General features: G+C 65.5%; 13 protein-coding genes and 1 pseudogene. 7 read left to right on the top strand and 7 right to left on the bottom strand.

The annotated features are described in order from the left end of the window. Positions 1-5: 5 nt before the first annotated feature. Positions 6-884: an oxygenase MpaB family protein gene (locus AB431_RS04805; protein ID WP_047328975.1), complete on the bottom strand. Its 879-nt coding sequence runs from the start codon at positions 882-884 to the stop codon at positions 6-8. Between the two features lie 126 nt (positions 885-1,010). Between AB431_RS04805 and AB431_RS04800 the strand changes: the two genes are divergently transcribed. The 3 genes from AB431_RS04800 (at position 1,011) to AB431_RS04790 (ending at position 4,966) form a co-directional block, all read left to right on the top strand. Then, on the top strand, positions 1,011-2,234 hold the full coding sequence (locus AB431_RS04800; RefSeq protein WP_047328974.1) for a TetR/AcrR family transcriptional regulator: 1,224 nt from the start codon (positions 1,011-1,013) through the stop codon (positions 2,232-2,234). Positions 2,235-2,363: 129 nt separating this feature from the next. Beyond that, a complete protein-coding gene (locus AB431_RS04795; protein WP_047328973.1) occupies positions 2,364-3,221 on the top strand; it encodes an endonuclease domain-containing protein in 858 nt (285 codons plus the stop codon). A 149-nt stretch (positions 3,222-3,370) separates the two neighbouring features. After that, positions 3,371-4,966 carry a hypothetical protein gene (locus tag AB431_RS04790; RefSeq protein WP_047328972.1) on the top strand — a complete coding sequence of 532 codons (1,596 nt, stop codon included), beginning with the start codon at positions 3,371-3,373 and terminating at the stop codon, positions 4,964-4,966. Positions 4,967-5,074: 108 nt separating this feature from the next. Here the strand turns inward: AB431_RS04790 and AB431_RS04785 are convergent, their stop codons facing one another. After that, complete coding sequence (locus tag AB431_RS04785) at positions 5,075-5,884, bottom strand: family 16 glycosylhydrolase (RefSeq protein ID WP_047328971.1); 810 nt, start codon at positions 5,882-5,884, stop codon at positions 5,075-5,077. A 100-nt stretch (positions 5,885-5,984) separates the two neighbouring features. Here AB431_RS04785 and AB431_RS04780 point away from each other — a divergent pair, with 100 nt between their 5' ends. Beyond that, positions 5,985-6,467, top strand: a complete 483-nt coding sequence (locus tag AB431_RS04780; RefSeq protein ID WP_047328970.1) for a hypothetical protein — start codon at positions 5,985-5,987, stop codon at positions 6,465-6,467. On the opposite strand, the gene AB431_RS04775 is transcribed toward AB431_RS04780, so the two are convergent. Together AB431_RS04775 and AB431_RS04770 are read right to left on the bottom strand one after the other, a co-directional pair. Further along, positions 6,464-7,375: a hypothetical protein gene (locus AB431_RS04775; RefSeq protein WP_047328969.1), complete on the bottom strand. Its 912-nt coding sequence runs from the start codon at positions 7,373-7,375 to the stop codon at positions 6,464-6,466. The genes AB431_RS04780 and AB431_RS04775 overlap by 4 nt on opposite strands. Before the next feature lie 35 nt (positions 7,376-7,410). Then, positions 7,411-7,992, bottom strand: a complete 582-nt coding sequence (locus tag AB431_RS04770) for a hypothetical protein (RefSeq protein WP_047328968.1) — start codon at positions 7,990-7,992, stop codon at positions 7,411-7,413. Positions 7,993-8,096: 104 nt separating this feature from the next. Here AB431_RS04770 and AB431_RS04765 point away from each other — a divergent pair, with 104 nt between their 5' ends. Continuing rightward, entirely contained in the window at positions 8,097-8,312 is a 216-nt protein-coding gene (locus tag AB431_RS04765; protein ID WP_047328967.1) for a DUF4926 domain-containing protein, read from the top strand. Here the strand turns inward: AB431_RS04765 and AB431_RS04760 are convergent, their stop codons facing one another. The 3 genes from AB431_RS04760 to AB431_RS04750 all read right to left on the bottom strand — a co-directional run bounded on the left by AB431_RS04760 (position 8,313) and on the right by AB431_RS04750 (position 10,781). Beyond that, positions 8,313-8,744 (bottom strand): hypothetical protein, encoded by a 432-nt coding sequence (locus tag AB431_RS04760; RefSeq protein ID WP_047328966.1) that lies wholly within the window; start codon positions 8,742-8,744, stop codon positions 8,313-8,315. Between the two features lie 64 nt (positions 8,745-8,808). After that, complete coding sequence (locus AB431_RS04755; RefSeq protein WP_047328965.1) at positions 8,809-10,059, bottom strand: cytochrome P450; 1,251 nt, start codon at positions 10,057-10,059, stop codon at positions 8,809-8,811. A gap of 77 nt (positions 10,060-10,136) precedes the next feature. Beyond that, a complete protein-coding gene (locus tag AB431_RS04750) occupies positions 10,137-10,781 on the bottom strand; it encodes an NUDIX domain-containing protein (RefSeq protein ID WP_047328964.1) in 645 nt (214 codons plus the stop codon). An 87-nt stretch (positions 10,782-10,868) separates the two neighbouring features. Here AB431_RS04750 and AB431_RS04745 point away from each other — a divergent pair, with 87 nt between their 5' ends. Both AB431_RS04745 and AB431_RS31135 read left to right on the top strand, forming a co-directional pair. Then, positions 10,869-11,903 (top strand): hypothetical protein, encoded by a 1,035-nt coding sequence (locus tag AB431_RS04745; protein WP_200902696.1) that lies wholly within the window; start codon positions 10,869-10,871, stop codon positions 11,901-11,903. A 60-nt stretch (positions 11,904-11,963) separates the two neighbouring features. After that, positions 11,964-12,461, top strand: a pseudogene (locus AB431_RS31135) (O-acetyl-ADP-ribose deacetylase); the annotation flags it as partial. Positions 12,462-12,661 lie beyond the last annotated feature (200 nt).

Raw genomic sequence — 12,661 nt, 5'->3', positions numbered from 1 at the left:
GCGGGCTAGACCAGCCGCTTGCCGCGGCGGGCGCGCCAGCGCAGGTCGGCCAGCAGGACGTGCGGGCCGGGTTGGCGGACGAACGACGGCAGGAAGCGGTTGACCAGGGCGACGAACCGGAAGAGCAACTCAAAGCGGCGTTGCTTGCCGGCGCTCCAGGTCAGCCCGAGGGCGTCGCGGAACACCGGGGGCAGGAAGCCCGCAGTGAGGAACTTCAGCAGACCGCGAAAGGGCAAGCGCAGCAACGGGTTGATCATCTTGAGGTCGATCAGGTCGAACAGGTAGGCGCGGACGGTGTCGTCGAACTGGACGCGTTGGCAGGCGTCGTTCCAGTAATCGTCGAAGGCGGCGCGGGTGGGCGGCCACTGGTCCTCGCTGACTTGCAGGGTGGTGCCCAGCGGCCAGGCCGATCGGTAGAAGCCCTCGGCTTGGTCGGGGGTCATCTCGCCGCGCAGCAGTTGGTAGGTGTCTTCGAGCCCGACGAACAGGCAGGCGGCTACCCACATCTGCAGGTCCCGGTCAAAGGCGTTGTAGCGCACCGGACTTTCCTCGGTGGACTTGACGTGGCGGTGCGCGGAATTGACGGCCTCGCGGTACAGGAGCTTGTCGCTGTCGGTGCCCACGACCGCGACGGCGATGTAGGTGAACGTGGTGCGGGCGCGTTTCCACGGGTGGATGAGCAGGTTCCCGGAGTCGACCTTGGACTCGACGACGCCGTAGCCGACGCCCGGCCGGGACAGCTGCATGATGACGTTGGCGGCGCCGCCGGCGAAGGACCAGAAGTCCAGGGCGTCGGCGGCGGTGACCGCCTCGTCGCCCCAGCGAGCGGTGCGCTTGTTAATCGCGATGCGAGTAGCTGCGGTGGTCAGCGATGACGGCGGCATGCGAGCATCTCCCCTTATCTAGCTGTATTAAGCGTCTCACAGCGCAGTGGTTGAGGACAAGATTAAGTGAATACTGGTTCTCACGGATTTGTGGACTTTCAGTGGTGCGGCCGAGGAGCGACTAGCGTGGAGTCTGTGTCAGAGGGCGAACCCGCTGTTCGGCGGCGGCCGAAGGATCGCAAGGCGCAGATCGCGCGTGCGTCGGCCGACGCGTTCGGGTCGCAGGGCTATCACGCCGTCAGCATGGAGGACATCGCGGCGCGGGTCGGCATCACGCCCGCCGCGCTGTACCGGCACTCGCCGAGCAAGTACGACCTGTTCCGCGATGCGGTGCTGGGCCTGGGGCAGCTGCTGGTCGATGCGACCGCATTCGCCGACCAGCGCGACGACGAGGACCCGGCTTCGACTCTGAGGGCGTTGACGGCGGCGTTGGCCGACGCGACGATCGCGAACCGGACGGCGGGTGGGTTGTACCGTTGGGAGGCACGGTATCTGCGCGACGAGGACCGGGTGCTGCTGGCCGAACAACTGCGGGTGGTGAACCACCGGTTGCAGCGTCCGCTGCTGCAGCTGCGGCCGAAGTTGACGTCGTCGCAGCGGTGGACGCTGTCGTCGGCGGTGCTTTCGGTGATAGGGAGCATTACTGACCACTCGAATCAGCTTGCGGCAGGCGAGATTCGCTTGGTGTTGACGTCGATGGCGGCCGACGTGCTGGCGGCTGAGTTGCCGGCTTCGCGGCGTCGTGCGGCGCCTCGGACGGAGCCGATCAATGTTGGACCCGAGGCCGGAATGTACGAGCATGTGCTGTACGAGTCGGTGCGGTTGTTCTACGAGAACGGGTATCGCAACACGAGCATGGAGGACATCGCCTCGGCGGTGGGCATCCAGGCGTCGGGGTTGTATCGGTCGTTCCCCGGCAAGGCCGACATTCTGGCATTGGCGTATCGGCGGGCGGCAGACCGGCATTCGTCGGATACCGCGGATGCGTTGTCGCGCAACTCCGATCCGGAGGAAGCGCTCGACGATGTGGTCGACGAGTACATCGGCCGGGTGATGGAGTGGCCGGACCTGCCGTACGTGTATTACACAGAGCGACACAATGTGCCGGACGCAGACCTGCGGGTGCTGGAGACCATCGAGAGTTCGACGATGGACGCGTGGGCGCGCCTGGTGACGGCGGCGCGGCCGGAGATGAAGATCGGTGCCGCGCGGTACGCAGTAGGTGCGGCGTTCGCGTTGACGGTGGACTTCCGGCGGCTGTTCGCGCGGGATTCAGGGCCGGAGTCGGTGGCGACGATCCGGCGGCTGATGGAGATCACGCTGCTGGGCCGGCCGGCTAAGCGTCGTTAGGACCGCTTCACGCGTCGAGCGTGGGGTTTCCCGTCGATTTCGGCGCGACTCTTCAACGACGTCCCCCACTCTCGACACAGCTGGGGATGGGTGTATTCACGTGACAGGCGAGTCGCGCAAGGTGGGGGCGTGCACGACGAGCCGTTCCTCGGGACGTCGGCGATAAGTACCGGACAGGTCACCGACTACCAGTTGCGCACTCGCTATCGCGCCGTGTACCGCAACGTGTACCTGGCCAATGAGGTGAAGCTGACGGCATTGCGACGAGCGCAGGCCGTGTGGTTGTTCGCCGGCCCCGACGTCGTCCTGGCCGGGATATCGGCGGCCGCGGTCCACGGCACCAAATGGTTGGACGGCGCCGCGCCGGCGGAAATCATTCGCGCCGATCGCCATGCGCCGAAGGGCATCGTGGCCCGGTCGTATGCGATCGCGGATGACCAGGTGTGCACGCGCCGAGGTATGCGTGTCACCACTGCACCGCGCACCGCGTTCGATATCGGACGCAGCCTGCCACTGGACACGGCCGTCCCAATCCTCGACGCCTTGATGAAGGCCACCCGCCTACACCCCAACGCCGTCTTGGCCATCGCCGATGCGAGTCATGGCGTACGAGGAGTCCGTCGGCTAAGGGCTGCAATGAAACTGGCGGATGGCGGCGCCGAATCACCGCAAGAGACTCGGCTCCGCCTTCTGTTGATCGGCGCGGGCCTTCCGGCACCGGAGACGCAGATCGAGTTCTTCGACGCCTACGGCGACGCAATGATCCGGGTCGACATGGGCTGGCGGAAATGGCAGGTTGCAGTCGAATACGACGGCGTACAACACTGGGCCGACGGCCGACAGCGGTCCTGGGATATCGACCGCATTGCCATCCTGGAATCGATGGGGTGGGCGGTGGTTCGGGTCAGCGCTGACATGCTCAGGCGTCCTCAGGTGATCATTGAGCGAGTTACGGCCAAACTGCGCGCTGCTGGCTGCCCACTCTGACACCGAGCGTGTGAGGTATCGGTGGTGGAACGTCGATCCGTCAACGACAACCCGCACGTTCGGTGCTCGTTACTAGACGCGGACCTCGGCACGGCAGTTTGGCACTGAAAATCGACACCGACATCTCACGTTGTCATATCGTCGGATAGATGACGGTACAAACGCAGCGCCGCGCCAGCCAATGGAAGCGGACAGCGTCCCGTTGCAGCCTGGCCACGTTCGCGGTGGGCATCGGGTTGGGCATCGGAACTGTCGGCGGACAAGCTGCGGCCTGGGCCGATACCGGCCACGCCGGGTCGTCGACGACGTCGTCAAGTCAGTCGCAGGCGAGCGGCCCCGGGAAGGCGGCCGACGGTCACGACAGTCATCGCGGCAGCGGCCTGGCGACGGCCCGCCGCTCGACGATCCGGCCGGATTCGACTGCGTCGCAGCGTAACTCGCCTAGGCCAGCGAGTGCGTCCGCGGTCGCCGTTCCGATCAGCGCGCCCGCACCGGGTACGGAAGCGTCGGCCACGTCCACCCGTGCCGTGGCGACCACGGCGAGGAAGACCACGGCGAGCGCTGCGCTCGCGGTGACGGTCACCTCGCCGACGACCCCGACTCCCCCGGCACCGCTGTCCCCGATCGCCAAGCTGATCGCACTGCCCGGCCACATCGTCAACACCGTGCTGCAGTCCCTCGACCTCACCGCCGCAGTCGGCGGCCCGCAAAGCCCGCTCGACTTCGCGCCGTTCGACAACCTGATTTTTGCGGTGTTCCGGAGAATCGAGCATGCGGTGGGACTGGACGCGACCCCGACCACGCAACCGGTACCGCCCACCCTGACCTACACCGGCCCGACGACCGCACTGACTCCGACCGTCGCCCAATTCCTCAACGCCGCCGCGGCGGAATACGTGCTGGGCGGTGTCCCGGGCGGGTTACAGCCGTTCACCGTCAACGGGGTACCGGTCACGTCCACCAACATCCTGTCGGGCGAGCGAGCGCAGGTCTGGGTGACCCCGCAGAATCAGATCATCATCGCCTATCAGGGCACCACCGGCGGGACGAACCTATTGTTCAATCCGCTGATCGCCATCTCGCAGATCATCACCGACCTGCAGGTCCTCTACACCCACACCACTCCGCAGGCTTTCGTTGACGCGCTGGCCTTCGCGCAACGGGTACAGGCTGACGCTGCGCTGCAGGGTTACAGCGCTTCTGACATCTTTGTCACCGGCCACTCACTGGGCGGCTGGGAGGCCGAATACGTTGCGCAGCAGACGGGTTTGGACGGCATCGGCTTCGAGAGTCCCGGGATCAACACCATCGTCGCGCGCAACGGCGCCGACTCCGGGTTCGTCAACATCGAGACCTATGGTGACCCGGCGGCGTACTTCGCTACCGATCTCCCGGGTCTGCAGCCGTTCATGCCGAGCTATGAGCCCGCTGGCGGAAGCAAGCCGCACTACGGCCCGATCGTGATGATCGGCGACCCGAATGCCGTTGCGCCGCTGTTCAATGCGTCGGCGTTGTACGGCTACGGCCCGATCGGCGATCTGATCTTCATGGTCGACACGTTGGGTAATTTCTTTGAGCATCATCTGCCGGGCATGCAGGCTTACAACCTCGACGTCGACCCGGATCCGACGGTGGTGCCATGGCTGGGGTTGCCGATGGGCCCCGTGGAGACGGGTTACGGCGCGCTGACCATTTCCCAACTGCTGCAGGCGGCTTCGGACGCCGGGCAGCTGATTGCGCCATAGCGCGAAGGTAGGCCGATCCTGTCATCAACCCGGGCTGGACCGCCGAGAGTGGGCGCTGTTGTCGATTTTCGGCGCATTCGCACCGATAGCCCGCACGCTCGGCGCGAGTTACCAGACGCGGATGTAATCGATCAGCATGTTGGCCGGGTAGCTGCCGCCCGTCGGATCCCCGCCGCCGGAGCCGGCGACCGCGAGGTCGAAGACCGGCATCATCGAGTAGCCGGGGTCGTTGAACTGCCAGTCCGGCAGTGAGCGGGCGGGCACGTTGAAGTAGGGCGCACCGCCGTCCTTGGAGAAGCTCATACCGGCGTCGTCCCACACCACGCGCCAGGTGTGCCAGGCGCTGTCGACGGAGATGGTTTGGCTGACGTGTTCGCCGCCGTTGAGCTTGGCGTGCACCGCCGTGCCGGGCGCCCACTTGCCGTTGCCGTACCACTCCATGACGTCGACCTCGCCGCCGTTGACGGGGCTTTCGTTGGACAGGTAGAAGGCGGGCCAGCAGCCGGGGGTCAGGCAGTCCATCTTCATGCGGGCTTCCCAAGTGTGGCCGATGCCGCCCTGCCACTTCCCGAAGATCTTGCCGCTGTAGTAGGTGGGCCCGTCCTTGGCGGCGTGGAAGACGAGGTTGGAGTTGCCGTCGAGGTAGACGTTGCGGCGGTCGTCGCGGTATTGGCCGACGTTCTGGGGCAGCTCCCAAAAGGTGGGGTCTTCCATCGATTCGCGGGCCAGCGCGGTGGTCCACTTCGACGGGTCGGGGGCCGAGCCGGCCGGGCCGTCGAACTCGTCGTGGAACAGGTAGTTCTGCGGGGCCGGGGCTAGTGGGGCGGATGTGGTCGGTGCGGCGTTCGCCTGCGGGATCTTGGTGGCGGCGACCATGAGGCCTAGGCCTGTGGTCATGAGCATCTGGCGACGATCCATGACCCCATGAAAGCCGCTGCGTGCGGCGAGGTGCAACCCGGCGGTTGCGGATATGCGCATTGAGCTGCGGTTATGCGGATTGCGGTCGTACCGTTGTCGGGTGGCAGATCAGACAGCGGCGATCACGCCGGCGCCTCCGCCGGACGCGATCATGCGGGCGGTCAACCCGCTCATGCGGTATCTGTTGCGCACCCCGCTCGCGGGCGGGCTGCGTAAGCAATTCATGGTGCTTTCGTTCAAAGGGCGTAAGACAGGGCGGGAGTTCGTGCTGCCGGTTTCTGCGCATCGGATCGACGGCGATCTGTATGCGTTGGTGGGCTCGCCGTGGAAGGTGAACTTCCGCGGCGGGGCTGCGGCGTCGGTGTTGGTGGACGGTGTTGAGCGGTCTATCCGCGGCGAGCTGGTCGAGGGTCTGGATGCGACGGCGGAGCTGTTTCATCGATGCGCTGAGTCGTATGGGGTGAAGCGGGCGCAGCGGATGATGGGGCTTCAGTTCCGCGACGACCGGATTCCTTCTGTGGAGGAGTTCCGTGAGGCGATCGAGGTGAACAAGCTGGCGGCAATTCGCTTTACGCCGGCCTAAGGTTCGACGCTCGCGGGCTCGTTCTCCTGCGTCGTCTGATGACTTGCCGCACCGAAGACGGCGACTGCTACCGCGCCGGCGACGGCGCCGACAAAGCCGAGGGCCACCACCCAGCCCAGCCCGGGCCGTGCGCTGTCGCCGAGGAACACCACACCGATGAATCCGGGGACCACCGTTTCACCAACGACGAGGGCTGCGGTGGCCCCGTTCACCGAACCGAGTTGCAGCGCAACGGTATGCAGGTAGAAGCCGCCGATGCCGGCGATGGCGACGGTCCACGCGGCGGGGTCGGCGAGCAGGACGCCAGGTTGCAGTGGTTCGAGGCCGTCGAGCACCCGGACACCGATGGCGAGCATGCCGAACAGCACACCGGCGATCAGTCCGGCCATGATCGCGCTGCGTGATCCGAGGACACGGGTGAGGGCGATTCCGGCGAGCAGGATTAGCACGGACGCCGCCAGCACAATCCAGTGGACGAGGCGGTCGGGGTTCACCTCGCCGCGCTCCCCCGAGCCGAGGCCGAGCACGAACAGCGAGACGATGACCGCGGCGATGGCGATCCAGTCGCGGGTGCGCAAGCCGATGCCGAGGACCGCGATACCGAGCACGGCGGTGACGACCAGGTTGGCGCTGATGATCGTCTGGGAGAGGAACAGCGGGATCAGCCGCGCCGACACCGCACTTCCCACGAAACCGACGACATCCAGGACGATCCCGACGATGAAGGCTGCGGTGAGTGCGGCGTGCAGGGTCGAGAGGAGGGTCGGGCCGCCGGTCGCGGTGACGTGTCCGGTCGCGCCGCGGTCGCGGGCTGCGGTTGCCGATCGGCGCGCCCCGTAGGCCTGCAGCACCGAGGAGACCCCGTACCCGAGGCACGCCAGCAGCGCCGCGACGACACCGATCACCATTGGTCGAGGTTACGGCGGGACGACTGTTCCGGGGGTTAAGCGCCGGCGCACACTCCGGAGTCGCGGATGGTGTTGCCGTAGACGTTCGCGGTGGCGATGTGCGCGTTGAGCTGACCGGATGGCAGCTGCTGCTTCATGTTGTCGCTGATCTGGGTGAGCTGGTACCAGAGGTGGAACATCGAATCCCCGTTGTAGACAGGCGAATACTCGCTCTGGTCGGGGTAGTTGACGATGAAGAGGGTGTGGGCGCGGGGTTCGAGGAAGGCCGCGGACTGGTCGAGGTTGGCTTCGATGGTGGTGGCGGCTTGCTGGATGCCGGGGGCTGTCCAGTTGTCGTGCTGGCTGTCGAGGAAGTGTTGGAAGCCGAAGACCTGGCTCATGAGCGGATCGTATTGGGCGTTGAACCATTGGCAGGAGTCCCGCATGGCGGTGACTTGCTCGGGGGTCGCGCGGTTGTGCCACAAGTTGTAGGGATAGACGGTGGTGTTGGGCTGCCAGTCGGATTGGTGCGGGATGAACTGTGGGAGCGACGGAGTGGGGTTGTCGGCGTTGGCAATTGGCGTGATCGTCAGTGCTGCCGCGGACAGTGCTGCCGCGAGACCTGGCCAGATGCGCATAGGCAATTCTTTCGCGTGACAACTTGCGTTGTCTAGGCGTTCGGGCGACCTAACGTGGGTTATGCGGGTGGCGGGGTGTTGATGAAGCGAAGAGAGTGCGGGGTATGAGTCCACAGGAACACGACGGCGTCCGACTGCTGCGGCCACTGCCGCAATACGACCTTGCTGTCGGCGCTCAGGGCACTGTCGTGATGGTCTACCACAAACCGGGGCTCCCGCCGGCCTATGAGGTGGAGTTCGCCGACGACGACGGCCTGACCCAAGCGCTGGTGACTCTGAAAGACGAGGACGTCGAGGTCACTTGGCGGGCCGACACCTGATCAGTTCTGACCCGGCGGCGGGGTGCCGATGAGGACGGCAGTCATGCGGTAGCCGTCGGGGCCGGCTTTCCACGCGTGGTCGACGCCGGTCATGACGACCATGTCGCCGGCTTCGATGCGGTGCGCGCCGTCGTCGAGGATGAGGTCGACGCTTCCACTCAGGACAAGTTCGAGGTCGAGGGTGTCGGTGTGGTGCTTGGGAGTCTCGGTGTCGGCGCCTTGGTCGACGACCATCCAGCGGACGTGGCCGGGCTCGAGGAACTGGTCGATGAGGTCCGCGTTGCCCTGCGGCCGCGCGGGCGGCGGGCTTTGGGTGGTGTTGTACGGAATGGCGATGCCGAAACCGGGTGCGACTGAGTTGATTTCGACCTCGTCGCTGCTGACGATGCAGGACTTGCCGTCGGCGTCGACTCCGGTGATGAACAGTCGCATGTGTCGCCCTCCCGTTGTGGTGGTGTCAGCGTAGTCGGACCCACCGGAGGCGACGGCGATTACGTCAGCGCAGCGAGTACCGGATCGGCAGATGCTTGAGCCCGCCGACGAAGATCGTCGAGATGAACTCTGGCTCGCCGGCCAACTCGATGGAGTCCAGTCGTGGCAGTAGCTCGGTGAAGAAGCTGTTGATCTCCATGCGCGCCAGGGCGGCACCGAGGCAGAAGTGGACGCCGTAGCCGAAGGACAGGTGCTTGTTCGGGTCGCGCGCGACGTCGAATGTGGCTGGCTGGTCGAAGATTTCCTCGTCCCGGTTGGCCGAGACGTAGGACAGCAGCACCGATTCGCCCTCACTGATCGGGATGCCGCGCACTTCGGTGTCGGCGGTGGCGGTGCGCATGAACTCCTTGACCGGGGCGGTCCAGCGGATGATCTCCTCGACCGCGGTGCCCATGAGCTCCGGCTGTGCCTTGAGCCGAGCGAGTTGATCTTGGTGCTCGATAAGTGCGAGCAGACCACCCGAGATCGCGGCGCTGGTGGTGTCGTGGCCGGCGCTGGCGACGATCACGTAGTAGGACAGGCAATCGATGTCGTTGAGGAATTCGCCGTCGAGCTTGGCGTTGGCGATCGCCGAGGCGAGGTCTTCGGTGGGATGGGCGCGGCGCTCGGCGGTCAGCGCGGTGAAGTACTGGAAGAAGTCGAGGATGACCGCGTGCAACTCCTCCGGGTCCTTGCCGCGACTCATCTCGTCGTCGTCACCGCCGAACAACTCCTGGGTGAGCTTGAGCATGCGGCCGAAGTCGGATTCCGGCAGACCGAGCAGCGACAGGATGACGTACAGCGGGAAGTTGACCGCGACCTCTTGGACGAAGTCGCACTCGGGGCCGTTGGCGACCATCTTGTCGACGTAGATCTTGGCCAGCTCGTCGACACGGGTCTTCAGTGCGCGCATGGCCTTGGGCCGGAACCAGTCGGCGCCGATCTTGCGGATGTCGCGATGCAGCGGGTCATCCATGTGAATCAGCGTGCGCAGGCCACCGCCGGCGGCGAGGTTGGCCGCCGACAAATCGTCGGTGGCGGCGGTCTGCAGCATCGGGCGGGGGGCGTTGATCCACAGCTCGTTGTCGCGTTCGATCGCCATCACGTCGGCGTGCTTGGTGATCGCCCAGAATGGCCGATAGTCGGGCACCTCGACGTAGGACACCGGGGCGTGTTCACGCAGGTGAGCTAGGGCCCGGTGGAGGCGGGCCTCCTCCGCGTAGGCACGGGGCTCGGCCAGAACCTTGGCGGCGTCATCGACGATCGAACTGCTCATGCATCCTCGCTCAGACAGGACTTGACGGGTGTCAATAAGTGAGCTTATGTGGTGTGCGTCGCACGAGGTAGTTGGGGTCACCGCTTCCGACGGAACAGCTCGGCCGGGCGTCCTCGTGTTCCGGTGTTCTGCTCGAGGGTTCCGGTGCCGGCAAGGCGCGGCTCCATCGTGCGACGGAACTTGTCGCGCTGGAGTTTCCTGCCGGCGACGGCCTCGTGCACCTGGCGGAGATCCCGCAGGGTGAACCTGTTGCCGAGCAGACGCTCTGGGTCCGGGTCTGCTTCGTAGCGTGCGCGGATGTCGTTCTTGGCCAGGCGGATGATTTCGGGGTGGTCCCACGCCAGCTCACCCGGACGGTCGACGGGGGCCAGACGGGTCTGGTGCGCCGAGCCCGAGCCCAGGTCGACGAGTTGGTCGGGCCGCACCACGGCGACGTGGGCGACGGACAGCACCCAATCGCGATCGTCGCGGTCCGGATCGTCGAATACATGAAGCTGACGGGGGCGCATCCTCTGCACGCCGAGCTTGTCCCGCAGGCAGCGCTCGACCGCTTCGGCCAGCGTCTCGCCTTTACGCAGAAACGCGCCGGGCAATGCCCACTTCCCGATGTCGTCGCGCGCCATCTCTACCACGAGCAGGCCTTGATCCGGGTCCCACGTCAACAATGCGGTGTCGACGGCGACCGTCGGTCGCGGATAGTTGTGCACCGGGCGCTCAGCCATGGTGGAGAACCTAGCATTAAGCGCGCATCTTGCGCTAAATCTGGTTTAGTGCGATTGTTGCGCTAAATAGTGGGCGCGGGGAGGACGATGATGAACTGGTTTGAACGCCTCACCGGCTTTGTCGAGGACGGTTACGAGTCCACTCAGCGCCGGCTGAGCGTCGAGGGCGACGAGTTGGTGTCAAGCGTGAACGGCAAGCGTTATGGAATCGGTTCGTTGACGATGCCCACGCTCGCCGAGTTGCGGGAGCGAGCGAATCCATCGAGGGGACAACGCACCTCGGTCAGCGCTCTTGTCGGTGACGCGCGGGCGTTGCACACTGATCCTCGCTTCGAGGGCGCGTTGTTCCAGGTGGCGTCGCAGTTCAACCTGTTGGAGATGACCTCGGAGAACGTGACGCCCGAGGCGGGCGTCACACGCTACGCCTCAGATCCCACCCAAGGGCCAGCGTGTGCAATCGCCGCTGGTGCAGCGACGATCTATCGCAACTACTTCGTCCCGGTAGACGGCGGGGTCGGCCAGACTGCCCGCCGCCAGGTGAACACATTGGAGAATCTGGGATCGGCATTGTCAGAAATGACCGGGCTACCGGTGGACGCGCTGTGGGAAATGCGGAACGGATACGCCCTCTGCACCGCGGAGGGTCTGACGGCGATCAACCGTGCTCTGGCGGACGTTTCTACGGACGTGTGGGATTCGCTGCGCGGACGATTGGCGATCGGTCTTCACCGCAACGTGGAAGTCACCGATGTCGAGGGACCGGAGCGCCGGCTGGTGTCGCAGGCGTTCTGTTCGGCGCTGCCGCTTGGGTATTCGCGGTTGGCGCCCCGGCAGTGGGAGTTGTTCGCGCGGTTGGTTCTCGAGGCAACCTACGAGGCGACTTTGCGTGCCGCGGCGGAGCAGGCTGGGGCGGGTGGGTCGAACGTCGTGTTGCTGACGCGCGTCGGCGGCGGGGTGTTCGGGAACGACGGCAGCTGGATCGACCACGCGATCGAGCGGGCGCTCGGTGTCGTCAAGGATCCCGGTCTGGATGTTCGAATTGTCGGCTACCGTGGCGTCGAGCCAGGAGTCGAGGACCTCATCGATCGCTGGAACGCCCAGTCCTGGGAGGTGGGTCGGTGATCGACTGGCTGGCGACCCTTGGTGGCTCCGCTCGTCAGTACTCCAGTGCACACTGATGCCGTGCGCGCCATCACCGCAGTCCTCGGCGATATCACCAAGCAAAACGTCGATGCGATAGTCAATGCTGCGAACACCGCCATGCGAGGGGGCGGCGGCGTCGACGGCGCGATCCATCGTGCAGGTGGTCCGGCAATCCTCCGGGACTGCATCGAGCGTTTTCCGAACGGTTTGCCCACCGGCGACGCAGGGTGGACGAGAGCGGGAAACTTGCCGGCCCGGTGGGTGATCCACACCGTGGGTCCGAATTATGCCGTAGGCCAACGTGATCGATCGCTTCTTAAGTCTTGTTACCGCCGAGCTCTTCAGGTTGCAGACGAGCTCGGTGCGCGAAGCGTCGCATTTCCCCTGATCAGCACGGGCTCATATGGTTGGCCACGCCGTGACGCTATCGCCACAGCGATTCAATCTGTCGCCGACGCCGAGACCGACGTCGCAGAAGTGAGGTTCATAGCTTTCGACTCGACCACTCACGAAGCAGTCGGCAACCACATCGCGTTATCGACCCCAACTCGCATCCTCCAAGGAGTGCGGACACTTCACGAGCGCGGCTACGACAGGATCCGCGTTCTGCCGGGGATGAGTCCGTCGGGCGTGTACTGGCGGGTGACCATCGCCACCGTCGACAACACGGACCCCGGTGGCGGCAGAAGCGTGAGCGATTACGAGGCCGCCGTCACTTATACAACGGGCAGTCTCAC

Origin of the sequence: Mycobacterium sp. EPa45, from assembly GCF_001021385.1 — a bacterium.
Lineage (GTDB): Bacteria > Actinomycetota > Actinomycetes > Mycobacteriales > Mycobacteriaceae > Mycobacterium.
The sequence above is the reverse complement of the archived record's forward strand: the minus strand, read 5'-3'. Positions and strand labels throughout refer to the sequence as shown.